Origin of the sequence: Roseobacter weihaiensis (assembly GCF_020622345.1) — a bacterium.
GTDB classification, from domain to species: Bacteria; Pseudomonadota; Alphaproteobacteria; order Rhodobacterales; family Rhodobacteraceae; genus Roseobacter; species Roseobacter weihaiensis.
On the sequence record NZ_JACNMO010000001.1, the window covers coordinates 168,313 to 190,164 of the forward strand.

The window sequence follows — 21,852 nt, forward strand, 5'->3', positions numbered from 1 at the left end:
GGTTGCAAATTGCCCGGCAGGCTTTGCAAAACGCATGCCGTTTCGCGTTTGACAAAACGTCCCGGTGGAAACACGCGGGCCGAGATACCCCCGGCCCGCGTTATTGATTACTTGAGAACGCCCGCTTCTTTTGCAGAGGTCGTATAGGCTTCCGTGATGGCCACCAGTGTCGCCTTAGCGTCCCGCTCGCCGGTAAAGAAGGCTGGCAACTCATTGCCCAAGGCGGAGTGCAGCAGACCCATCTGCGTGGTCGACGGATAGGCAGGGGGCGGGGGGATTGCTGTTGCGGTTTCAATGACACCCTGGGCGAGGTCATTGGGCTCGTACCCCTCGACCAGCCAGATCGCAGCGTCGTTGGCACCCTGCACCATTTCCGCGTTCATCCCTTCCATCGCCAGGCGGAAGGCGGCCTCGGCTTCTGCGTCAGAGATGTTCTTGGCAATCACGATACCGTCCCACCACATCGTGGTTGCAGGCGCGCCGCCCTCCATTGCCTTGGGAGCCGCCGCCATGACCACTTTTCCGGCCACCTGGCTCTCTGTTTCATCGTTCATGGCACCTGCCCGGCTCGACCAGAGGTTTGCCATCGCGATCTTGCCCTGCTGGAACTGTTGCTGAACATAGGTGGAATCCGACACCAGAACTTCCGGATCGGTATATTCCGTCATCGCCTTCATCATCTCCAGCGCTTTGATCCCCGCGTCACTGTTCACCGCCGTCGTGTTGTCCTCATTGAAAAACGTGCCGCCAAACCCGGTGTACATGTTGTTGAAATCCTGGGCGATGTTCCAGCCGGACTTCAACGTCGCCCCCAGCGGATACTCCATCACCCCCGCCTCCTTGATCTTGGCGGAGGCGGCAAGCACCTCGTCCCAGGTCGTCGGCGTCTCGATCCCCAGATCCGCCAGCACGTCGGAGCGGTACATCAGGTGCTGCGTATTCACCATCATCGCCACCGCCATGATCTGACCGTTGATGCGAATGAGCTGATTGGGTTTGAGGTTTTGTCCGTACTTTTCAACCAGATCATCCAACGGGCGGATCGTGCCCGCATTCAACAAAGGCGTGATGGTGCCGTTCGCCACGCCCCCGATCTGATAAAGCGCGGGATTGGCTTCGAAAGCCGCCGGTTGCTTGGTGCGGAACTCCTGATCCAGCTCGGCCTGGAAATTCCCGCATTCCGCCATCGCGTCGGTGAGGGCTTTCCATGCTTCGAAGCCCGCGCTCAGCGATTTGATCGGCACCTCGTTTTCGTAAGAACACGCCAGCGCCCCGCTTCCCATCAGCGAGACGGCGCCCGCCAGTGCAATTTTTCTCAAAAACATATGCAAACTCCCTGTTGCAGTTGGGTCGGGTGCATCTTGCAAGGCTGCACCCCCTTGTTGGCCCCGAAAGGGCGTTAGAAACTCAGGTCGCGGCAACCCGCATCCCGGGTTGCTGGTCGATCCGCATCCCGCTTTGCTGATCAAACAAATGGCAGATCGGCACTGGCACGGTAAAGGAGACCATGTCGCCGATTGCGGCTCGGAATTCCTTATGTGCCTTGACCGAGACCAGCTGGCGCCCCGCGCGGACCGTCAGCATCGTGGCGTCGCCCAAAAGCTCGATGGTATAAATCGGCGCGGTGATCTGACCTGCGCCATCTGTCGCCAGCGCTGCGTCTTCCGCCCGAAAGCCCAGCGTGACCGGACCATCGGGACCTGTCAGCCCCGAGATGGAGACGTTGTCGCCGGTAAATGTACCGGCCCGCAGCTCACCCTCCATCAGGTTCATGGCGGGGCTGCCGATGAAGCTCGCCACGAAAGTGTTGGCGGGGTGGTCATAAATATCGGTGGGCGTGCCCACCTGCTGGACCTTGCCCTGCTTCATCACCACCACGCGGTCGGCCAGTGTCATCGCCTCGATCTGGTCGTGGGTCACATAGACGGTGGTGACCTTCAGTTCGTGGCTGAGGTTCTTGATTTGAGCACGGGTCGAGACGCGCAGCTTTGCGTCGAGGTTCGACAGCGGCTCGTCCATCAGAAAGACATTTGGTTCGCGCACGATGGCACGGGCGAGGGCAACGCGCTGGCGCTGCCCGCCCGACAGTTCCGCAGGTTTACGGTGCAGGAAATCGTCGAGCTCGACCATGGCGGAGGCCCGGCGCACCCGCTCGTCATGTTCGGCCTCCGGCACTTTGCGCACCTTGAGCGGGAAGCGAATGTTCTCGTAGACGTTCATGTTTGGGTAGAGCCCGTAGGACTGAAACACCATCGCCACATCGCGGTCCTTTGGATCGAGATCATTCACGACCTTTCCATCGATGATGATCTCGCCGTCTGTGGCATCCTCCAACCCTGCGATCATGCGCATCGTTGTGGTCTTGCCACAGCCCGACGGCCCCAGCAGCACCAGAAACTCCTGATCCGCAATGGTAAGGTCAAAATTGTCGACGCCGACAAAGCTGCCCCAGCGCTTGTTGACTTTACGCAGTTGTATCTCAGCCATAGTGCCCCCACTGTCGCTGGCTGCTTTCTGCACGCCATCTCTGACGCTAGTCACCTTGGAAGGTCTTTGGCAAGGAAAATTTGCACACGTGTGCAAGGGTGCGTTGTATTGGTATTTTTTGCCCTTTTTCAGGGCATTAAACAGCTTTCCTGTCAGAGGCTCGTGGCGCAGAATTCAAGACATCAACAGCGTCAGGCTGCGCAAAAGCACCCTGCGCAGACTATCTCAGATACACCAAAGACGCGAATCGAGTCGCGGTTCAGCCGTGCATCGGCAGGCTCTCATCTCTGCTACAGGCGGGACAGAAGGGCCATGTCGGACGGTCAGACAAAGGCCTGAATACCCGTCTGCGCGCGGCCCAGGATAAGGGCATGAATATCATGCGTACCCTCATATGTGTTGACCGTTTCAAGGTTCATCATATGGCGGATCACCTGAAACTCGCCGCTGATGCCGTTGCCCCCATGCATGTCACGCGCATGGCGCGCGATATCCAACGCCTTGCCGCAATTGTTGCGCTTCATGATGCTGATCATTTCAGGGGCCGCCTGGGCTGCATCCATCAGCCGGCCCAGTTGCAAGGCACCTTGTAGCCCCAGCGCGATTTCGGTCATCATGTCCGCCAGTTTTTTCTGAAAAAGCTGTGTGCCCGCAAGCGGTTTGCCGAACTGATGCCGGTCGAGCCCATACTGCCGCGCCGCATGCCAGCAGAACTCAGCCGCACCCATGACGCCCCAACTGATGCCATAGCGCGCCCGATTGAGACAGCCAAAGGGACCCTTGAGACCTTGCACATGGGGCAGCAGCGCCTCCTCGCCCACCTCGACACCGTCCATGACAATCTCTCCCGTCACGGATGCGCGGAGCGAGAGCTTATTGCCCACCTTGGGCGCGGACAGCCCCGGCGTGCCTTTGTCCAGCACGAAGCCCCGGATCTTGCCATCGTGCGCGTCAGACTTGGCCCAGACCACGAAAACATCCGCGATGGGCGCGTTTGAAATCCACATCTTGGAGCCTGTGATCCTGTATCCGGTCGCTGTCTTCTCAGCGCGGGTTTTCATCCCCGCCGGGTCGGAGCCTGCGTCCGGTTCCGTCAGACCGAAACATCCAATCCACGCACCAGAACAGAGCTTGGGCAGATATTTCTTGCGCTGCGCTTCCGAGCCGTAGGCATAAATCGGATAGATCACCAGCGACGACTGCACCGACATCATGGAACGATAACCGGAATCGACCCGCTCAATCTCGCGCGCGACAAGGCCATAAGACACATAGGAGCCGCCCAGCCCCCCGTACTCTTCGGGCAGGGTGATGCCCAGCAACCCCATCTCGCCCATCTCGCGAAAAACCTCGGGCTCGACCGCTTCGGTCGCATAGGCATCAATCACCCGCGGTTGCAGCTTTTCCTGTGCGTAGGCCGCCGCACTTTGCTGTATCATCCGCTCATCTTCGGCCAGTTGGCCGTTCAGGCGGAAAGGATCAGACCAATCGAACGCCCCAAGATCCGGCGCGTCCTTTGCTTTGAGAATGGGGGCTTCGACATTCATGACGTTTCCTTTCGCTCCTGGCAGACCACAACAGGTGAATTCTTGCCATTATTGCAAATCCGGCAGCAAAAGGCTAACGACGGTTTAGTCTGAAATACATGAGAAAAACTCATATGAACCAGTCCCGACGGTTTCTGCCCTCTGTCTCGGCGCTGATGTGTTTTGAGGCCGTGGCACGTCTGGGGACTGCGACACGTGCCGCAGCCGAACTGTCGTTGACGCAAAGTGCTGTCAGTCGACAGCTCAAAACGCTGGAGGCGCAACTGGGCGCGCCCCTGCTGGCCCGGCACGGGCGGCGGCTGAGCCTGACACCCAAGGGAGAGACCTACGTCCGGGAGGTCCGCGATATCCTGCAAAAGCTGACGCAGGCCTCGATCCGGGTGCGGACAGAGGCCGGGGGCGGCCCGCTGAACCTGTCGATCCTGCCCGCCTTTGGCATGCATTGGCTGGCCCCGCGTCTGAGCGGTTTTGCCCGCCAGCATCCCGAGGTCACGGTGAACCTCTCGACCCGGCTGGCGCCGTTCGACTTCCGCGGCGCACCCTTTGACGCCGCCATTCATTTCGGACGCCGGGACTGGCCCGGCGTCGGTTATCTGCCATTGATGCCGGAAACCGTTGTGGCTGTCTGCGCCCCGTCTCTGGTTCCCGCGCCACTGACAAACCCGCGCGACGTGCTCGGCTTTGATCTGATGCATCTGGATACCCGTCCGCGCGGCTGGGCCCGCTGGTTGCAGGCCCTCGATATTGAAGAGCCCCTGCCCCCCGGCATGATCTTTGATCAATTCGCTACCATGGCACAGGCGGCGATCCACGGTCTTGGCATCGCCCTTTTGCCGACTTTCTTTGCAGACCCCTATCTCAAGGGGGGCCAGCTTGTGCTGGCCTCTCCTCACACCACCCAAAGCATCGGCAGCTACTTTCTGGTCTGGCCCCTGGAGCGGTCGGAAAGCCCCGCGCTCACCTCATTTCGCACGTGGTTGTGCCACCAAACCGACACATAACCACAGCATTTGGACGGGCGGCGCATCGTTTTCCCGTCTGTCGGGTATTGCCGCCACAATTGCGCAATTATCCGCTTTTTGGAAACACTCTGTACCAGTGGGTTTTGCCGCTGCCACGCCGCTGGCCAGACCATATTCCGTCTCAATTCAAGGCTAGAAAAGAGGCATCCGCTTTTGGGTGGGGCCGATCCAAGGGCTGTGTGTTGTGTTGTTTAAGTTTGTTCCGCGAGTTGCCTTGTTATCTCTTGGGTTGGCCTCTTTGAGCGCTCTTCAGAGCCAGGCGGAAGAGCATATCGTGATTATTCTGGAGGCCACCTATTTTCCCCAGAAAATCATTTTAGAACATGGGGATGTCGTGCGCTTCGTCAATGAAAGCGGGTCGGCGCACGAGATTTTCCATACAAATGGCCGATGGGCGACAGCCCCCATCGCGCCAGGTGACGAGTTGTTGGTTTTGATCGAGCCGGGGATGACAGGCGCGTTTCATGGCGTGGCCAAGCGGTGGATCACAGGACAGCTCTATCTGTTGCAGGGGGATGCAACAGACAAACAGGTTGAGTAACGAGTATCGGCCCTGCCGCAGTGTGGGGCCAGTTTCCCGTTTTTCAGATCGGCTTAATCAGATCTGCGCCCACCGCCCGGTTCGAATTGACGGCATGGTCTACCCGGTGCACCTGCAGCGCGTCCTCAGGGGCGGGACGCATAAGGCGCGCGGCCCCATGCCCCGCCTCTCCAAGCCAGAGCGGCCATTCCGCCGGTTCGAGCAGTACAGGCAGCCGGTGGTGAATATGGCGCGTTGTTTCATTTGCCTTGGTGGTCACGATTGCGCAGGTCCGCTGGGCCGCCCCGTCAGGCCCCGTCCAGACCTGCCAAACCGCAGCCATCACCAAAGGAGCACCGCTTCGCGCAAAGATGTACCAGGGCGCGCGCGCGCCCTCCGGTGTTTTTGTCCATTCGTAAAACCCGGATGCAACGATCAGCCCGCGCCGCTGCCGTGCCGCCTCGCGAAAGGCCGGTTTCTCCGCGATGGTTTCAGCGCGCGCATTGATCAGCAGCGGACCATCATTGCTCTTTTTATACCACCCGGGCACAAATCCCCACCGCATGGCCGTCAGGCGGCGCGGTGCCTCACTGCCCCCGGTGACCACATGGATGTCCACCGTCGGGCAGACATTGTAGTTCGGCACGTCCGGCAGGTTGTTATCCGGTATCGCCTCGAACAGCTGCGCGATCTCGTCGCTGGGCATGGTGATGGAAAATCGTCCGCACATAGCACCTTTGGTAGTACGGCGGGGTGGCGCAGACCAGAGCCTTTGGTATGCAAAAGCGCGACCGGTTTTGACCGGACGCGCTTCGAATTTGCACCGATATCCCGTTACTTCTTGGTGATCCGCCCATCTAGGTAAGGGGTGTATGGGGCGTTCGCCGCGATAAACTCCGCTGTGACATCGGCAAGGTCAGGACCGAAGTCATATGCGTTTTGCGCATCCTTAAACATATCATAACCATCCCCGCCATTGCGGATGTAATTGTTTGACACAACGCCATAGAGCTTATCCATCTCGATCGGCGCGCCACCGATCATCACATCACTGATCCGGCTGCCTGCGGGCTGCGTGATGTCAAAGGCGTAGCTCATGCCTGCGACCTGCGGAAAACGTCCTGCCTCCTCTTCATGCTGGCTGACGCCATTCTCGAGAGCTGCAACAATCGTGTCCCCTGTCACCTGAAAGGTGCTCAGCGTGTTCTGGAAAGGCAAAACGGTCAGAACCTCCCCCATCGTGACCTCGCCTGCATCAATGCTGGCGCGAATGCCGCCCCCGTTCTGGATTGCCACGTCAATGCCCTGGTCCTTCACGCGGGCCAGCATCGCATCTGCAATCAGATTGCCCATCGCACATTCCTGCGCGCGGCACTCTTCGCGCACACCAACAATTTCGGTTGCGGTTTCGGCCACGACACGGTTGCGGATCTCATCCAGGGGCTTTGCGGCCTCGGCAATTCGCTGTGCGGTTGCCGCATCCGCCGGGACCGCCGCATCCATGATAAGGGGCTCGCCCACAGCTTCGGTCAGATTGCCCTGATCGTCGAAGGTCACATTCAACTCGCCCAGAAATTTACCATAGGCATAGGCCTGCACGATCGCAGTATCGCCCACCATCGTCGGATAGGGTCCGACCGCATCCTCAGCGGTGTTGGACAGCAGCGAATTGGAGTGTCCGCCGACGATGACATCGACGCCCGTGGTCTCGGCAGCGACCCGTTGATCGACCCCGTAACCCGAATGGCTGAGCACGATGATCTTGTTCACGCCCTCTGCGGTCAGCTTGTCGACTTCCCCCTGCACCGCCGCAACCGGGTCAGAAAAGGTGATGTTATCCCCCGGAGAAGCCAGCTCATCAGTGTCCTCCGGGGTGAGACCAATCAGCCCCAGCTTTTCCCCGCCACGCTCGATCACAATCGACTTTGGCAACTTGTCGGCCAGCAAAGGTTCACGCGTGACATCCGCATTCGACATCAGAACGGGGAAGTTCACCGCGTCCATGAAGCCGCGCAACACCTCGGGGCCGTCATCGAACTCGTGGTTGCCCACGGTCATCGCATCATAGCCCATCTTGTTCATCATCTCGGCGGCCAGCGCGCCCTTGTAGTAGGTGTAAAAGAGTGTGCCCTGAAACTGATCGCCGCCATCCACGAGGATCGAATTTTCAGCACGGTCGCGGGCCTCGGCAATTGCCGTGACAAGGCGGGCAGAGCCGCCAAAGCATTCGCCGGCCGCGTCATCCTCCGCCGAGCATCCGCTGTCGAACCGACTGATCGGTTCAAAGCGCGCGTGGAAATCATTTGTGTGCAGGATCGTCAGCGTGTAGTCCGCCGCTGCCATGCTGCTGGTCACGGCCAGGGCGGCCGTGGCGGTCAGGAAGTATCTCATCATTTTTCCCCTCAAAATAGCAATACCTCATGGTGGCGCGCGCGAAGGGCACTGTCAAAGCTTCAATGGAAAGATCTGCGCTATCCTGACGTCACCTGCCTCTTGACCCGGCACCATGTGCGGGGCATCACGCCCTCCATGATGATATTCAAGATTTTTCGCACCGACGAATGGGCCGCACTGCGCCGCGACGGGACAACCCAAGGCGCGCCGATTGATGTGGCGGACGGCTATGTGCATTTCTCAACCGCGGAACAGGTAGAAGAGACCGCCACAAAGCATTTTGCAGGCCAGGACGGGCTGATGCTGCTGGGGATTGAGGTCGGGCCTCTCGGCGAGGCGCTCAAATGGGAAAAATCGCGGGGCGAGCAATTGTTCCCGCATCTCTATCGCGACCTGCGACTGGAGGACGTGGCCTGGGCACAGCCCTTGCCGCTCGTGGGCGGCCTGCACCAGTTTCCCGCAGGGCTGGGTGAGGCCAGCGCAGAATGAGGCGCACCGCCGAAGCGCTCGGGCTCGGCCTTCTGCGCAGGCTGGATCCCGAAACAGCGCATGGGCTGGCGCTCAAGGCGCTCAAGGCGGGTCTTGCAAGTCAGCCGGGCCCGGTGACCTCTTCAAGGCTGCGAACGCGCATTGCAGGGCTGGATTTGCCCAACCCGGTGGGGTTGGCCGCTGGCTTCGACAAAAACGCCGAAGCAATCCCGGCCCTGTCGCGCGCAGGTTTCGGCTTTATCGAAGTGGGTGCCGCCACACCGCTGGCACAACCGGGCAATCCCAAACCCCGGCTGTTCAGGCTGACCGAGGACGCAGCGGCGATCAACCGGTTCGGGTTTAACAACGACGGCATGACCGTCATCGGCGAGAGGCTGGCCACACAACACGCGCAGGTCCCTGTCGGCATCAACCTGGGAGCCAACAAGACAAGCACCGACCGGGCCGCCGATTTTGCTACCGTGATGGCGCATCTGGCGCCTCATGTGAGCTTTGCCACGGTGAATGTCTCCTCGCCCAATACAGAAAAACTGCGCGATCTGCAGGGGCCGGAGGCGCTGTCGGCCTTGCTCGAGGGGGTGATGAAGGTGCGGGGCGACACACCGGTTTTCCTCAAGATTGCCCCCGACCTGACCAAAGCGGAGCTTGAGCAGATTGCAAGGGTCGCGCAGCACAGCGGTGTGGCCGCGATCATTGCCACCAACACCACGCTGGATCGCGAGGCGCTGCGGAGCCCCCACAAAACCGAAGCCGGTGGCTTGTCAGGTCAGCCTCTGTTTGACAAATCAACACGGGTTCTCGCACGTCTGTCGACCTTGACAGACATCCCCCTGATCGGTGTCGGCGGCGTGGCCAGCGGCGCGCAGGCCTATGCGAAAATCCGCGCGGGCGCGTCGGCTGTGCAACTTTACACGGGCCTTGTCTACGGTGGTCTGTCGCTGGCAAGACGTATCGCGACAGACCTTGAGACCTTGCTGCAAGAAGACGGATTTGGCACGGTGGCCGAGGCTTGCGGAACAGATCGGGAGCGGTGGCTCTGACCTCGGGCTGGCCGCGTTTCAGCCCGCGTTCTGCACCTCGCGTTCCAAGGCAGGGTACCGCGCCGTCAAGGTGATCCCCCGCGCGGCAAAGGAAATCAGCAGGGCCAGCCAGAGCCCGTGATTTCCCAGCACCGGCAACAGGATGAAAATAGCCGCCCAGTAGATCGCAAAGCTCAGCGCCATCATATTGCGCATGTCCTTGCTGCGCGTGGCGCCGATAAAGATACCGTCCATCATCCATGCCACACATCCCACAAGCGGCGCCACGATCATATAGGGTAGGAAAGCGCGCGCGGCGCGTTGCACCTCAACGTTCTTGGCCATCACATTAATGATCCACTCCCCCGCCAAGGCGAAGGACAACGCCATCACAACGCAGATCACGGCCCCCCAGGCGCTGGTCATCACCGCGCTGCGCCGGACCTGTGCACGATCACCGCGCCCGACAGCCCGCGCGATCAGCGTCTCTGCGGCAAAAGCAAAACCATCCATCGCATAGGCCGTGACATACATGAATTGAATGAGCACTTCGTTCGCTGCCAGGGTCACGTCGCCGAACCGCGCGCCAATAAAAACGAAGGAAGAGAAGATAATCATCAACATCGCCGACCGTATCAGGATGTCGGTGTTCAGCAGCGCCATGCGGATCAGCTTGGCGCGATCGAAGATTCTGGGCCAGTCGCGCCAGTCCGGACGGCTGAAGGCATTGCGGCAGAACCAGAGCGCGAGCGCAGCCCCGGTAATCTCTGCAATCACCGTGGCAATGGCCACGCCCGGCACCCCCCAATCGAACACCAGTACGAAAAGCAGATCGAGCAGGATGTTGACGCTGTTCATGGTGAGCTGGACCCAGAAAACGCCTGCGGTCCGCTCCATCGCGACGAGCCACCCGGTCAGCGCATAAACCGCAATGGCCGCAGGCGCGGTCCATATCCGGATCATCAGATACTGCCGGGCGAGGCTCTCCACTTCGGCGCTGGCCGGGGCCAGCCGCATCGCCCCCCAGAAGATCAGCGGCTGAAGGACAATCAGCAAAAGCCCTCCACAGAGGGCGACGACCAGCGCCCGTGTCAGCCAGGCGGAGACCTCGGCCTTGTCGCCCGCCCCCTCGGCCTGACCGACAAGGCCCACCGTGCCCATGCGCAGAAAGCCGAATATCCAGTACACGCTGGACAGGATGATCGCGCCCAGCGCCACAGCCCCGATGGGCGCGGCCTCCCCCATCTGCCCCACGACACCAACGTCCACTGCCCCGAGGATCGGCACCGTTGCATTGGACAAAACAATCGGCAGCGCGATCTTGAGCACGCGCTTGTGGGTGACTTCTGCGGGCGAGGGGCTAGCGGTCTGGGTCACGTTATTGTGGCATCAGAAAATGACCCGTTGCCTGTGCAAAGAGGCGGTCGCGGTTATCCTGCCACGCCTCCACATGCACGCTGGCATATCGCCGCCCGGATCTGGTGATCCGGGCCCGCGCATAGGCGTCCCGCGGCAAGCCGGAGCGTAGGTAGTCAGTTGAAATATCGATTGTTTTTGGCAGCCGTGGCAGGCCTTTTTCGGCCAGACCCGTCGCGTCAATCGCACCGGATTCGACATCTTCCCACAGGTAGGTCCAGCTGAGGGTGATGATGGCGGTTACCTCGAGGAAGGCCGCCGTCACACCGCCATGGATCGCCGGCAGCAGCGGGTTCCCGATCAACTTGGGGTCGAACGGCAAAATGCCTGTCAACTCGTCCCCCCGACGCTCCAATTCGATCCCCAGAAACCGGATGTAGGGTACCCCATCCACCAGCGCGCGCAGGGTCGCGTCGCGGCGCTTTTTGATCACCTGCACCGGCTCTGGCTTGCTGCGCGGTGCTCTCATGAGGTGCCCTCCACCGTGAACGCGCCGGTTGCAGCAGCAACCGGATTTTCGGCGTCATCATCGGTCGCAGTGGCGCGCACAAAGGCGACGGTGCGCGTGACGTGATAGCACACCGCATGCGCCCTGATCCGCTGTCCGGGGGTGGCGGCGCGCATGTAGTCGATGCGCAAATCAATTGTTGCCGTCCCGCCCCGATTGTCTGGATGGCACATAACCGCTGCCCCGCAACAGGTGTCCATCAGGGCCGACACCGCCCCGCCATGGATTACGCCTGTTTCAGGGTCCCCTACCAATTTTTCGTCATAAGGCATGTCAATGGTGGCTTCGCCATCCTGCATCTCGGTCAGTCGCATCCCCAGCGCCCGGCTGTGCGGAATCGCCTCGATGAACTGTCTCGCGATGTTATCTTTCGTTACCATGGTCGGCCCCGCCCGGTTTCCGCAAAATACTGAGGCCCCTTTATCAGCGCAGTCCGCGCCAGAGAGCAAGAGGCGCTGTTGCGCTCACCGAAATTGAGCCCTAGCCTAGCTGCAAGGGAGAGACACGACATGACATCGGATCGTTTGACGTTCAAGGAAATGTGCACCGAATTTGACGTCACGCCTCGGACATTGCGATATTACGAGTATATCGAATTGCTGACACCGGATCGCGAAGGCCGATCCCGGTTTTATGGTCCCCGGGAGCGGGCACGCATGAAGCTGATTTTACGGGGCCGCAAGTTCGGTTTTCAACTCGAAGACATCCGGCAATGGCTGCTTATCTATGAAAAGGAAGGCACCGAAGCGCAGATGCGGGCCTGGATCGAACTTGCAAATGGGCAATTGGATCAACTGGCAGAAGAGCGCGCGCAGCTCGATGAGGCGATAAACGAGCTGAAACGCCTGCGCGACGATACGGCCGCGGCCCTTGAGACCTAGCGATCGGGCTCCGACCGCTCCAGCGTCTGGGCCAGGCGTTCCAGGTCGGCAGAGAGCAGAATAAGCTGCGAGATCACCGACGCCGGCTGATCGCCTGCTTCGGAAAATGCTGTGTTCTCGACCAGTTTGGCGGCCCGACGCAGGGCGCTGGCACCACTGTCCTGTCTGTCGCTGACGCTTGGACCCGTCATTGGATCTGCTGCTGAAAATACAATTCGGGGTATGGGTCGATATGAAGACATGATACACTCTGTTCAACTGATGCAACAAGCTGTTTTCCTAGTCAGTTGCCCCAGAACCGTCTGTCACGCAGTTACGTTACACCACGCCGCCGCGCCGGTATCGCACCAGCCCCGAGCCAAGTCCCCGGATCGCGGCGGTGGTTCGGTCGTTGACGTCGAGCTTGTCAAATATCCGCCGGGTGATGGTGTCCACGGTGTGGCGTGAGATCCCAAGAATATCGGCAATCACCGAGTTGCTCTTGCCCCGCGCAATCCACTGCAAGATCTCGATCTCGCGCGGTGAGAGGTGTTCACTGGATTGCTGGCGCTGCTCTGTCAGCTCGCAATAGCGCAGATGGGCGATCTGCGCGGCGCATTGCAGCTCAAAGATTTCATCGGCGGTCATGTTGGGATCGTCCGGTCCAAAGCCCAGACCCACGTAAGCGTTCCGCATGTTGGGCCCAAAGACCTGGATCGCCAACCCATCGCCAATTCCGGCAGTCGCCAGCCGTTTCATGTATTGTCGGCCTTCGGGCGTCAGGCGGACGAGCTCGGAGGCCTCGGACCAGCGGAAAGGACGCGACGTTACCGAGGCCAGATGCGGTATCGGATCGATCCGGAAAAGCTCCTTTTCGAGGTACTCGCAAATCCAGGCGTCGGGAAAGCCGTCGATCACCATTCCCAAAGGCTTGGACCCCGGCTTTTGGGCATCGTCACTGTGATAGCTGACCATTTTTATCTTGCGCTCATATAGGAAGTCCAACGAACTGTGCCAAAGTTCAGAGACGCGGGTGATCTCACGACATTTGATGACAAAGTCATTCAGGGTTGGAAATACAGCCATGGCCAAGGTGCCCCTTTGTTCCGAAGGCCTTCCTATTACGAGAACTCTTTCAGGCCATTTCAGCATAAAATTGCACAAACTGCAAAAAAATGCCGAAATCCCCCAGCCCACAGGTCTCGCAAAGTGACGCAACGTCTGAGTTACGTAAACCTGCGCAAGTGTTGTAGCACCTCCCTCAGCCCATACCTTTATGTCATCCCGATGATGAAAGACGAATTTGATGACCGATGAGATTATGACGATCCGCCAAATGTGCGACACCTTCGAGGTGACGCCACGCACGCTGCGCTTTTACGAATCCAAGGAGCTTCTGTTCCCGATCCGTGAAGGCCAGAAGCGCCTGTTTACCCGCCGCGACCGCGCGCGGCTCAAGCTGATTCTGCGCGGCAAGCGCTTTGGTTTCAGCCTCGAAGAGATTCGCCAGCTGCTCGACCTTTACGACATGGGCGACCAGCAACAGACCCAATTGTCCCGCGCCGTTGAAATCGCGAAAGACCGGCTCGCGGACCTGATCGATCAGCGCGACGAGTTGAATGGCGCCATCGAAGAGCTCAAGGAACAGCTGAAGTGGGGCGAGGAGATGGTTACCTCCCTGCGCAACCCGCGTGAGGCTGCCGAATAAGTTAAAACCTCCGGACGTTTTCAGGGAGAGAACACCATGCCAAGCTACACCGCCCCCACCAAAGACCTGCAATTCGTGCTGCACGATGTTTTGAAGGTCACCACTCAACCGATCCCCGGCTATGAGGATCTCGAGGCGGATTTCACCTCTGCCATTCTCGAAGAAGCCGGCAAGCTGACGTCCGAGGTGCTTGCCCCCCTGAACGTGGTTGGCGACACCGAGGGCTGCAGGCTTGAAAACGGTGTCGTGCGCACCCCGACAGGATTCAAAGAGGCGTTTGACAAGGTGCGTGAAGGCGGTTGGCCGGGTCTGGACATGCCCGAAGCCTACGGCGGGCAGAACATGCCCTGCGTGATCGGCACCGCAGTGGGCGAGATGTTTTCCTCGGCCAATATGGCCTTTACCATGTATCAGGGTCTGACCCATGGCGCGGCGTCGACCATTCTCGCGCATGGGACCGACGCGCAGAAGGACCAGTACCTGCCCAAGATGGTGTCCTGCGAATGGACCGGCACGATGAACCTGACCGAGCCGCATTGCGGCACCGATCTGGGTCTGATGCGCACCAGGGCCGAGCCGCAGGACGACGGCAGCTACAAGATCACCGGCCAGAAGATCTTCATCTCCGCCGGTGAGCACGATATGTCCGACAACATCATCCATCTGGTATTGGCCAAGATCGCGGGGGGCCCTGAAGGGATCAAGGGCGTGTCGCTCTTTATCGTGCCAAAGTTCATCGTCAAGGAAGATGGCACATTGGGCGAACGAAATCCGGTGGCCGTCGGCAAGATTGAAGAAAAGATGGGCATTCACGGCAACTCAACCTGCGTGATGAATTATGACGGAGCCACAGGTTATCTGCTGGGCGAGCCACACAAGGGCATGCGCGCGATGTTCACCATGATGAACGAGGCGCGCCTTGGCGTGGGCATGCAAGGGCTCAGCCAGGCAGAGGTCGCCTACCAGAACGCCTTGGAATACGCCAAGGATCGGTTGCAGGGCCGCGACGTGACGGGCGTGAAAAACCCCCAAGGGCCTGCGGACCCGCTCATTGTTCACCCCGATGTCCGCCGCGCGCTGATGGACCAGAAAAGTTTTGCCGAAGCGGGCCGCGCCTTTATCCTCTGGGGGGCGACACTGATCGACGCCGCGCACCGCGCGGAAGACCAGGCCGCGGACGGTCTGGTGTCCCTGCTGACTCCGGTCATCAAGGGCTTTCTGACCGATCAGGGCTACGACATGACCATCAAGGCTCAGCAGGTCTATGGCGGGCACGGCTACATCGAGGAATGGGGCATGTCCCAGTTCACCCGCGATGCGCGGATCGCCATGATCTACGAAGGAGCCAATGGCGTGCAGGCGCTTGATCTGGTGGGCCGCAAACTGGCTCAGGATGGCGGCAAGCATGTGATGGCCTTCTTTGACCTGGTCAAATCCTTCATCAAGGAGACCGCAGGCGAGGATGCGGCATTCGACCGCGCGTTTCTTGATCCGTTGAAAGCGGCCTCCAAGGACCTGCAGGCGGCGGGCATGTACTTCATGCAGAACGGCATGAAGAACCCCAACAACGCGCTCTCGGGCTCCTATGATTTCATGCATATGTTCGGGCATGTCTGCCTCGGGCTCATGTGGGCCAAAATGGGCAAGGCGGCAAAGCAGGCGCTGGCAAACGGCACGAGCGATACGGGGTTCTACGAGACCAAGATCGCCACGGGTCGGTACTACATGGCGCGGCAATTGCCGGCGACAGCGCTGCATTTGAGCCGCATTCAGTCGGGAGCCGAGCCTGTGATGGCACTGGACGCGGCGAACTTCTGAGGCAAGGGTGGGCACATGCCCTTCCCGCTCCACAGCAAGGATCTGACCGATGCCAAAACGCTTTCGTGCCACCCGCCGTTTCAATGTCGCAATGACCGAGGACGGTTACCGCAGGCTGAAACGGTTCTCGGCGGAGGCCGGTCTTGATGAAGGGGAGGCGCTGTCATTTCTGTTCGAGAATTTCGACAGCGTGCTGAACGAGGAAACCTTTGGCCACAGGCTGCGTCTGTTCAATGCCGAACTTGATGCACGCAAGAAATAAAGAGAACGGGGAGTCGTCATGAACCAGCATGTGTCCACCTGGATGACCGACGAGCATCAGATGCTTGCCGATATGACCGCGCAGTTCATCAGCAACGAATGGTCTCCGAAATTCGCCAGGTGGCGGGAACAGGGTCAGATGGACCGGGACACCTGGCTTGAGGCGGGCGCGCTGGGGTTGCTTTGCCCGTCGATCCCGGAACAGTACGGCGGGGCGGGCGGTGATTTTGGCCATGAGGCGGCCATCCTGATCGAGGCCGCGCGCGCCAATCTGTCAAGCTGGGGTCATGGGATCCATTCCGGGATCGTGGCCCACTATGTGCTGGCCTACGGGACCGAGGATCAGAAAAAACGCTGGTTGCCCAAGATGGTGTCCGGCGAGATGGTGGGGGCGCTGGCGATGACGGAGCCCTCCACCGGCTCTGATGTGCAAAGCATCAAGACCAGGGCGCTGCGCGACGGCAATGCCTATCGGCTGTCAGGGCAAAAGACCTTTATCACCAATGGGCAGCACGCCGACCTGATTGTTGTCGCGGCCAAGACAGACCCAGCCGAAGGCGCCAAAGGTGTCTCGCTTGTTGTGGTCGAAACCGAGGGGGCCGAGGGGTTCAAACGCGGCCGCAATCTTGAAAAGATCGGGCTGCATGCCTCTGACACGTCAGAGCTTTTCTTTGACGATGTGGCAATCCCGCCTGAGAACATTCTTGGCGGCACCGAAGGTCAGGGATTCTACCAGATGATGCAGCAACTGCCGCAGGAACGCCTGATCATCGCCTGCGGCGCGGTCGGCGCGATGGAGGGGGCGGTTGAACGGACCATTACCTATTGCAAGGAACGCGAAGCCTTTGGCGGACCGCTCACGCAGTTCCAGAACACGCGTTTCAAACTGGCCGAATGCAAGACCAAGACCGCCGTGGCGCGGGCGTTTCTGGACGAATGCATGGCCGAGCACCTGCGCGGCGCGCTTTCGGTCGAGAAAGCCGCAATGGCCAAGTACTGGCTGACCGATACGCAGGGCGAAGTGATCGACGACTGCTTGCAACTGCACGGGGGCTACGGTTTCATGCAGGAATACGACATCGCGCAGATGTGGACAGACGCACGGGTGCAGCGCATCTACGGCGGCACCAACGAGATCATGAAAGAACTGATTGCGCGATCCCTGTGATCGGCACATCACCATCCGCCACGGGGAGGGGCACAACCAAATGACGATCAAACTTTACTGCTTTGGCGAAAGCGGCAACGCCTATAAAGCAGCCCTCGCACTGGAACTTTCCGGTTTGGATTGGGAACCTGTGAAGGTGGACTTTTTTGGCGGCGAGACGCGCAGCCCCGAATACCGCAAGGATATCAATGAAATGGGTGAAGCGCCGGTGATGATTGACGGCGACATCAAGTTGACCCAGTCCGGTGTGATCCAGCAATATGTGAGCGAAAAATCCGGCAAATTCGGTGGCAAGGATGCCACCGAGGCGCGCGAAGTGCTGCGCTGGGTGCTCTGGGACAATCATAAATTGAGTTCAGGCGCGGGCATGACCCGCTTTTTGATGAACTTTCTGCCCGAAGACAAACGCCCTGCTGAAGTCATCGCCTTCCACCAGGCGCGCCTGAAGGCGGCCTATCAGGTGCTCAACGACCATCTATCGGGGCGCGACTGGATTGTAGGCGACGGGCTGACCAACGCCGACATCAGTTGTTGCGGGTATCTCTACTATCCCGAACCCTTCGGCTTTGTGCGCGCCGACTGGCCCCACATCGACGCGTGGCTCACGCGGTTGTCTGAAACACCGGGCTGGAAAGCCCCCTACGACCTGATGCCCGGCTCCCCTGCCGACCACACGTAACACGCATTGGTGCCAGACCCGGCACCGAAAGGAGATCAGAATGACCGAAGCCTACATCTATGATGCGCTCCGAACCCCTCGTGGCAAGGGCCGCAAGGACGGCAGCCTGCATGAGGTAACCGCCCTGCGGCTGTCGGCCCAGACGCTGAATGCCATCAAGGAACGCAACAACCTCGAAGGGCACGCCGTTGAGGATGTTATCTGGGGCAACGTCACGCAGGTGATGGAACAAGGCGGCTGCCTGGCGCGCTCTGCGGTGCTCGCGTCTGATCTTGACGAAAGTATCCCCGGCCTGGCCATCAACCGGTTCTGCGCGAGCGGAATGGAAGCCGTCAACCTTGCGGCCAATCAGGTCAAGGGCGGCGCGGGCGAGGCCTATATCGCCGGCGGTGTCGAGATGATGGGCCGGGTGCCGATGGGCAGCGACGGCGCCGCAATTGCCGTTGATCCTTCCATCGCGATGGAGCAATACTTTGTCCCCCAAGGCATCAGCGCGGATATCATCGCGACCGAATACGGCTTTACCCGCGACACGGCCGATCAGCTGGCCGTTGAATCGCAGCGCCGGGCCAAACAGGCCTGGGACGAGAAACGCTTTGCCAAATCCATCATCGAAATTCGCGACCAGAACGGTTTGAAAATCCTCGATCATGATGAATACATGCGCCCGCAAACCGACATGCAGAGCCTCGGCGCGCTCAACCCCGCCTTTCAGGCCATGGGAGAAGTCATGCCCGGCTTCGACAAGGTGGCGCTGATGAAGTACCCGCATCTGGAAAAGATCAACCATATCCACCATGCGGGCAATTCCTCGGGCATCGTGGACGGGGCTGCTGCGGTGCTGATCGGCAGCAAGGGCTTCGGCGAAAAGCATGGGTTGAAGCCCCGCGCGCGCATCCGCGCCACGGCCAAGATCGGCACCGATCCGACGATCATGCTAACCGGCCCGGTGCCTGTGACGCAGAAGATTCTCGCGGACAATGGCATGGACATCAAGGACATCGATCTCTTTGAGGTCAACGAAGCCTTTGCCTCCGTGGTGCTGCGCTTCATGCAGGCCTTTGAGGTCGACCATGACAAGGTCAACGTGAATGGCGGATCGATTGCCATGGGGCACCCCCTTGGTGCCACCGGTGCGATCATCATCGGTACCCTGCTGGACGAGATGGAGCGCGCTGACAAGGAAGTTGGCCTTGCCACGCTCTGCATCGCCTCCGGCATGGGAGCCGCCACCATCATCGAGCGGGTCTGAGCGCATGGCGATCATCCGCAAAGGGTCTGTCGACCCCGTGGAGGCGGTCAGCGGCTATCCCGGCCCCTACAATCTGGGGCGCGGTTTCCTTAGCTACCTGCCGCTCTCGGACGCGGGCGGGTTGACGCAATACGGCGCCTCAGTGGAGACACTGCACCCGGGCAAGCAATCCTCACAGATGCACTGGCACAGCCATGAGGACGAGTTTCTCTTCGTGCTCGACGGTACGCTGACCGTGGTAGAGAACGGGGTGGAAACACAGATCGTCCCGGGCGACGCCTGTGCTTGGAAAGCGGGGGACGAGACCGCGCATTGCCTGCGCAATCACACGCAAACCCCCGTGCGCTACCTGATCGTGGGCACCCGCAACACCGAAGAAGACATCTGCAACTACCCTGGGCTGGATCTGAAAGCCACGCCTGACGGCTTTGTCCATCTGGACGGGCAGCCATGGGAAGACAACGACCGGCCATCGCCGGCAGGAGATCAAGAATGACAGATTTCACCATGAACACTGATGCAGAGGGCATCGCGACCATCACCTGGGACGTCAAGGCGAAGTCCATGAATGTGATGACCCTGGAGGCCTGGGACCTGCTGGAAGGCCTGATCGACACGGCGCTCGCCGACACAGAGGTCAAGGGTATCATCATCACCTCCGGCAAGGACAGCTTTGCCGGCGGGATGGACCTGAACGTCATCGCCAAGATGAAAGAGATGGCAGGCGACGACCCGGCGCGCGGCCTCTTTGACGGCATCATGAACGCGCACCGCATCATGCGCAAAATCGAACGTGCAGGCATGGACCCCAAGACCCTCAAGGGCGGCAAACCGACGGCCTGCGTTCTGCCGGGGACCGCCCTGGGCATCGGGCTGGAGATCCCGCTCTCGACACATCGCATTTTTGCCGCACCAAACCCAAAGGCCAAGATCGGCCTACCCGAGATCATGGTGGGTATCTTCCCCGGTGCGGGTGGGACAACCCGGCTGGTACGCAAGATGGGCGCGATGGCGGCCTCGCCCTTCCTGCTCGAAGGCAAGCTTGTCGCGCCTGCGGCGGCCAAGGCGGCAGGGCTGATTGACGAAGTGTCCGATGATCCGATGGCTGATGCGCGGGCTTGGGCCCTGAGCGCCAAGGATGCCGATCTGGTCAAGCCATGGGATGCAAAGGGATACAAGATGCCCGGCGGCGCGCCCTATCACCCGGCGGGCTTCATGACCTTTGTGGGGGCCTCGGCCATGGTCAACGGCAAGACCCAAGGGGTGTACCCCGCCGCCAAGGCGCTGCTTTCGGCCGTCTACGAAGGGGCACTGGTACCCTTTGACACAGCTTTGAAGGTCGAGGCGCGTTGGTTCACCTCCGTGCTGATGAACCCTTCCTCCGAGGCGATGATCCGCTCGCTCTTCATCAACAAGGAAGCGCTTGAAAAAGGCGCCGTGCGCCCGGCGGATGTGCCAGACCAGCGGGTTAAGAAACTCGGCGTGCTGGGCGCTGGCATGATGGGCGCGGGGATTGCGCTGGTGTCCGCGCAGGCGGGGATCGAGGTGGTGCTGATCGACCAGACGCAGGAAGCCGCTGACAAGGGCAAGGCCTATACCGCCAGCTACGCTGACAAGGGTATCCAGCGCAAGAAGACCACGCCTGAGAAGAAAGAACAGCTCCTGAGCCGCATCACCGCGACCACCGATCTGGACGCGCTGAAAGGCTGCGATCTGATCATCGAGGCGGTTTTCGAGGACCCCAAGGTCAAGGCGGAAATGACGCAGAAAGTCGAGGCGGTGATCCCCGAGGATTGCATCTTTGCCTCCAACACCTCGACCCTGCCGATCACGGAGCTGGCCAAGGCGAGCGCCCGGCCAGAGCAGTTCATCGGCATCCACTTCTTCTCGCCGGTCGAGAAGATGCTGCTGGTCGAGATCATCAAGGGCAAGGGCACCGGTGACCGCGCCGTGGCCAAGGCGCTCGACTACGTGCGCCAGATCCGCAAGACACCCATTGTCGTGAACGACGCGCGCTTTTTCTACGCCAACCGCTGCATCATCCCCTACATCAACGAGGGCATCCGCATGGTGGCCGAGGGCGTCGAACCCGCGCTCATCGAGAACGCCGCACGGCTGGTCGGCATGCCGCTGGGGCCGTTGCAACTGGTCGATGAGACCTCCATTGATCTGGGCGCCAAGATCGCGCGTGCCACCAAGGCGGCCATGGGCGACACCTATCCGGACGCGGCCGTCGACGAGGTCATCTTCTGGATGGAAGGCGAAGGTCGCTTGGGCCGCAAATCGGCTGCGGGCTTCTATGCTTATGATGACAAAGGCAAACGGCAGGGGCTGTGGGACGGGTTGGCCGCGAAATACCCTGTCGCCGAGACGCAACCTGATCTGATCGATGTGCAGCATCGCCTGCTCTTTGCGCAGTCCCTGGAGGCCGTGCGCGCGCTGGAAGAAGGGGTGCTGATGGACATCCGCGAAGGCGACGTGGGCGCGATCCTCGGGTGGGGGTTTGCCCCCTGGTCCGGTGGCCCGCTAAGCTGGTTCGACATGCTGGGTGCCGCCTATGCGGCAGACCGCTGCGACGCGCTGACCGCCAGCTTTGGCGCGCGGTTCGCCTGCCCGGACCTCCTGCGCGAGATGGCCGCAAAGAAACAAAGCTTCTACGGGCGGTTCGGCCAGCAGTCCAAAGCGGCTTAGAGGCCTTAATATA

The 21,852-nt window shown here is 60.3% G+C and carries 23 protein-coding genes; 13 read left to right on the forward strand and 10 right to left on the reverse strand.

The window, feature by feature from the left end:
• Positions 1-107 precede the first annotated feature (107 nt).
• From H7847_RS00910 to H7847_RS00920, 3 genes are all read right to left on the reverse strand, one after another.
• Positions 108-1,325: an ABC transporter substrate-binding protein gene (locus H7847_RS00910; RefSeq protein WP_227267498.1), complete on the reverse strand. Its 1,218-nt coding sequence runs from the start codon at positions 1,323-1,325 to the stop codon at positions 108-110.
• A gap of 82 nt (positions 1,326-1,407) precedes the next feature.
• Positions 1,408-2,487: an ABC transporter ATP-binding protein gene (locus tag H7847_RS00915; RefSeq protein ID WP_227267499.1), complete on the reverse strand. Its 1,080-nt coding sequence runs from the start codon at positions 2,485-2,487 to the stop codon at positions 1,408-1,410.
• Positions 2,488-2,810: 323 nt separating this feature from the next.
• Positions 2,811-4,034: an acyl-CoA dehydrogenase gene (locus tag H7847_RS00920; protein WP_227267500.1), complete on the reverse strand. Its 1,224-nt coding sequence runs from the start codon at positions 4,032-4,034 to the stop codon at positions 2,811-2,813.
• 113 nt (positions 4,035-4,147) lie between these two features.
• Between H7847_RS00920 and H7847_RS00925 the strand changes: the two genes are divergently transcribed.
• On the forward strand, positions 4,148-5,035 hold the full coding sequence (locus tag H7847_RS00925; RefSeq protein ID WP_227267501.1) for a LysR substrate-binding domain-containing protein: 888 nt from the start codon (positions 4,148-4,150) through the stop codon (positions 5,033-5,035).
• A 178-nt stretch (positions 5,036-5,213) separates the two neighbouring features.
• Complete coding sequence (locus H7847_RS00930) at positions 5,214-5,597, forward strand: hypothetical protein (RefSeq protein WP_227267502.1); 384 nt, start codon at positions 5,214-5,216, stop codon at positions 5,595-5,597.
• Between the two features lie 43 nt (positions 5,598-5,640).
• Here H7847_RS00930 and H7847_RS00935 read toward each other — a convergent pair whose 3' ends face one another.
• Together H7847_RS00935 and H7847_RS00940 are read right to left on the reverse strand one after the other, a co-directional pair.
• Positions 5,641-6,306: an SOS response-associated peptidase gene (locus tag H7847_RS00935; RefSeq protein WP_227267503.1), complete on the reverse strand. Its 666-nt coding sequence runs from the start codon at positions 6,304-6,306 to the stop codon at positions 5,641-5,643.
• Between the two features lie 104 nt (positions 6,307-6,410).
• Positions 6,411-7,967, reverse strand: a complete 1,557-nt coding sequence (locus tag H7847_RS00940; RefSeq protein ID WP_227267756.1) for a bifunctional metallophosphatase/5'-nucleotidase — start codon at positions 7,965-7,967, stop codon at positions 6,411-6,413.
• 138 nt (positions 7,968-8,105) lie between these two features.
• On the opposite strand from H7847_RS00940, the gene H7847_RS00945 reads away from it, so the two are divergent.
• Positions 8,106-8,459 carry a DUF952 domain-containing protein gene (locus H7847_RS00945; protein WP_227267504.1) on the forward strand — a complete coding sequence of 118 codons (354 nt, stop codon included), beginning with the start codon at positions 8,106-8,108 and terminating at the stop codon, positions 8,457-8,459.
• Positions 8,456-9,499, forward strand: coding sequence for a quinone-dependent dihydroorotate dehydrogenase (locus H7847_RS00950; RefSeq protein WP_227267505.1), 1,044 nt, complete (start codon positions 8,456-8,458; stop codon positions 9,497-9,499). Before H7847_RS00945 ends, H7847_RS00950 begins: the two co-directional genes overlap by 4 nt.
• An 18-nt stretch (positions 9,500-9,517) precedes the next feature.
• Here the strand turns inward: H7847_RS00950 and H7847_RS00955 are convergent, their stop codons facing one another.
• The 3 genes from H7847_RS00955 to H7847_RS00965 are packed head-to-tail and all read right to left on the reverse strand — an operon-like array spanning position 9,518 to position 11,782.
• On the reverse strand, positions 9,518-10,855 hold the full coding sequence (locus H7847_RS00955; protein WP_227267506.1) for an MATE family efflux transporter: 1,338 nt from the start codon (positions 10,853-10,855) through the stop codon (positions 9,518-9,520).
• Between the two features lies 1 nt (position 10,856).
• Complete coding sequence (locus H7847_RS00960; protein ID WP_227267507.1) at positions 10,857-11,363, reverse strand: PaaI family thioesterase; 507 nt, start codon at positions 11,361-11,363, stop codon at positions 10,857-10,859.
• Complete coding sequence (locus H7847_RS00965) at positions 11,360-11,782, reverse strand: PaaI family thioesterase (protein WP_227267508.1); 423 nt, start codon at positions 11,780-11,782, stop codon at positions 11,360-11,362. Before H7847_RS00965 ends, H7847_RS00960 begins: the two co-directional genes overlap by 4 nt.
• Before the next feature lie 129 nt (positions 11,783-11,911).
• Between H7847_RS00965 and H7847_RS00970 the strand changes: the two genes are divergently transcribed.
• Positions 11,912-12,283: a MerR family transcriptional regulator gene (locus tag H7847_RS00970; RefSeq protein WP_227267509.1), complete on the forward strand. Its 372-nt coding sequence runs from the start codon at positions 11,912-11,914 to the stop codon at positions 12,281-12,283.
• On the opposite strand, the gene H7847_RS00975 is transcribed toward H7847_RS00970, so the two are convergent.
• Together H7847_RS00975 and H7847_RS00980 are read right to left on the reverse strand one after the other, a co-directional pair.
• The gene (locus H7847_RS00975; protein WP_227267510.1) at positions 12,280-12,474 is read right to left on the reverse strand and encodes a hypothetical protein; all 195 of its coding nucleotides are present in this window, start codon (positions 12,472-12,474) and stop codon (positions 12,280-12,282) included. The genes H7847_RS00970 and H7847_RS00975 overlap by 4 nt on opposite strands.
• 127 nt (positions 12,475-12,601) lie before the next feature.
• Complete coding sequence (locus H7847_RS00980) at positions 12,602-13,348, reverse strand: helix-turn-helix transcriptional regulator (protein WP_227267511.1); 747 nt, start codon at positions 13,346-13,348, stop codon at positions 12,602-12,604.
• Positions 13,349-13,568: 220 nt separating this feature from the next.
• Between H7847_RS00980 and H7847_RS00985 the strand changes: the two genes are divergently transcribed.
• The 8 genes from H7847_RS00985 to H7847_RS01020 are packed head-to-tail and all read left to right on the forward strand — an operon-like array spanning position 13,569 to position 21,839.
• On the forward strand, positions 13,569-13,970 hold the full coding sequence (locus H7847_RS00985) for a MerR family transcriptional regulator (protein WP_227267512.1): 402 nt from the start codon (positions 13,569-13,571) through the stop codon (positions 13,968-13,970).
• Between the two features lie 36 nt (positions 13,971-14,006).
• Entirely contained in the window at positions 14,007-15,788 is a 1,782-nt protein-coding gene (locus H7847_RS00990; RefSeq protein WP_227267513.1) for an acyl-CoA dehydrogenase C-terminal domain-containing protein, read from the forward strand.
• Between the two features lie 49 nt (positions 15,789-15,837).
• Positions 15,838-16,050, forward strand: a complete 213-nt coding sequence (locus H7847_RS00995) for a hypothetical protein (RefSeq protein WP_227267514.1) — start codon at positions 15,838-15,840, stop codon at positions 16,048-16,050.
• Between the two features lie 18 nt (positions 16,051-16,068).
• Positions 16,069-17,217 (forward strand): acyl-CoA dehydrogenase family protein, encoded by a 1,149-nt coding sequence (locus H7847_RS01000; protein WP_227267515.1) that lies wholly within the window; start codon positions 16,069-16,071, stop codon positions 17,215-17,217.
• Positions 17,218-17,257: 40 nt separating this feature from the next.
• Positions 17,258-17,896: a glutathione S-transferase family protein gene (locus H7847_RS01005; protein ID WP_227267516.1), complete on the forward strand. Its 639-nt coding sequence runs from the start codon at positions 17,258-17,260 to the stop codon at positions 17,894-17,896.
• Positions 17,897-17,936: 40 nt separating this feature from the next.
• The gene (locus H7847_RS01010) at positions 17,937-19,148 is read left to right on the forward strand and encodes an acetyl-CoA C-acetyltransferase (RefSeq protein WP_227267517.1); all 1,212 of its coding nucleotides are present in this window, start codon (positions 17,937-17,939) and stop codon (positions 19,146-19,148) included.
• 4 nt (positions 19,149-19,152) lie between these two features.
• Positions 19,153-19,644 carry a cupin domain-containing protein gene (locus H7847_RS01015; protein WP_227267518.1) on the forward strand — a complete coding sequence of 164 codons (492 nt, stop codon included), beginning with the start codon at positions 19,153-19,155 and terminating at the stop codon, positions 19,642-19,644.
• Entirely contained in the window at positions 19,641-21,839 is a 2,199-nt protein-coding gene (locus tag H7847_RS01020) for a 3-hydroxyacyl-CoA dehydrogenase NAD-binding domain-containing protein (RefSeq protein ID WP_227267519.1), read from the forward strand. Before H7847_RS01015 ends, H7847_RS01020 begins: the two co-directional genes overlap by 4 nt.
• Positions 21,840-21,852 lie beyond the last annotated feature (13 nt).

Coding starts and splice junctions, on each gene's coding strand:
- H7847_RS00910 (WP_227267498.1), bottom strand. CDS start 1,325: ATGTTTTTGAGAAAAATTGCACTGGCGGGCGCCGTCTCGCTGATGGGA.
- H7847_RS00915 (WP_227267499.1), bottom strand. CDS start 2,487: ATGGCTGAGATACAACTGCGTAAAGTCAACAAGCGCTGGGGCAGCTTT.
- H7847_RS00920 (WP_227267500.1), bottom strand. CDS start 4,034: ATGAATGTCGAAGCCCCCATTCTCAAAGCAAAGGACGCGCCGGATCTT.
- H7847_RS00925 (WP_227267501.1), top strand. CDS start 4,148: ATGAACCAGTCCCGACGGTTTCTGCCCTCTGTCTCGGCGCTGATGTGT.
- H7847_RS00935 (WP_227267503.1), bottom strand. CDS start 6,306: ATGTGCGGACGATTTTCCATCACCATGCCCAGCGACGAGATCGCGCAG.
- H7847_RS00940 (WP_227267756.1), bottom strand. CDS start 7,967: ATGAGATACTTCCTGACCGCCACGGCCGCCCTGGCCGTGACCAGCAGC.
- H7847_RS00945 (WP_227267504.1), top strand. CDS start 8,106: ATGATGATATTCAAGATTTTTCGCACCGACGAATGGGCCGCACTGCGC.
- H7847_RS00950 (WP_227267505.1), top strand. CDS start 8,456: ATGAGGCGCACCGCCGAAGCGCTCGGGCTCGGCCTTCTGCGCAGGCTG.
- H7847_RS00960 (WP_227267507.1), bottom strand. CDS start 11,363: ATGAGAGCACCGCGCAGCAAGCCAGAGCCGGTGCAGGTGATCAAAAAG.
- H7847_RS00965 (WP_227267508.1), bottom strand. CDS start 11,782: ATGGTAACGAAAGATAACATCGCGAGACAGTTCATCGAGGCGATTCCG.
- H7847_RS00970 (WP_227267509.1), top strand. CDS start 11,912: ATGACATCGGATCGTTTGACGTTCAAGGAAATGTGCACCGAATTTGAC.
- H7847_RS00975 (WP_227267510.1), bottom strand. CDS start 12,474: ATGACGGGTCCAAGCGTCAGCGACAGACAGGACAGTGGTGCCAGCGCC.
- H7847_RS00980 (WP_227267511.1), bottom strand. CDS start 13,348: ATGGCTGTATTTCCAACCCTGAATGACTTTGTCATCAAATGTCGTGAG.
- H7847_RS00985 (WP_227267512.1), top strand. CDS start 13,569: ATGACCGATGAGATTATGACGATCCGCCAAATGTGCGACACCTTCGAG.
- H7847_RS00990 (WP_227267513.1), top strand. CDS start 14,007: ATGCCAAGCTACACCGCCCCCACCAAAGACCTGCAATTCGTGCTGCAC.
- H7847_RS00995 (WP_227267514.1), top strand. CDS start 15,838: ATGCCAAAACGCTTTCGTGCCACCCGCCGTTTCAATGTCGCAATGACC.
- H7847_RS01000 (WP_227267515.1), top strand. CDS start 16,069: ATGAACCAGCATGTGTCCACCTGGATGACCGACGAGCATCAGATGCTT.
- H7847_RS01005 (WP_227267516.1), top strand. CDS start 17,258: ATGACGATCAAACTTTACTGCTTTGGCGAAAGCGGCAACGCCTATAAA.
- H7847_RS01010 (WP_227267517.1), top strand. CDS start 17,937: ATGACCGAAGCCTACATCTATGATGCGCTCCGAACCCCTCGTGGCAAG.
- H7847_RS01015 (WP_227267518.1), top strand. CDS start 19,153: ATGGCGATCATCCGCAAAGGGTCTGTCGACCCCGTGGAGGCGGTCAGC.
- H7847_RS01020 (WP_227267519.1), top strand. CDS start 19,641: ATGACAGATTTCACCATGAACACTGATGCAGAGGGCATCGCGACCATC.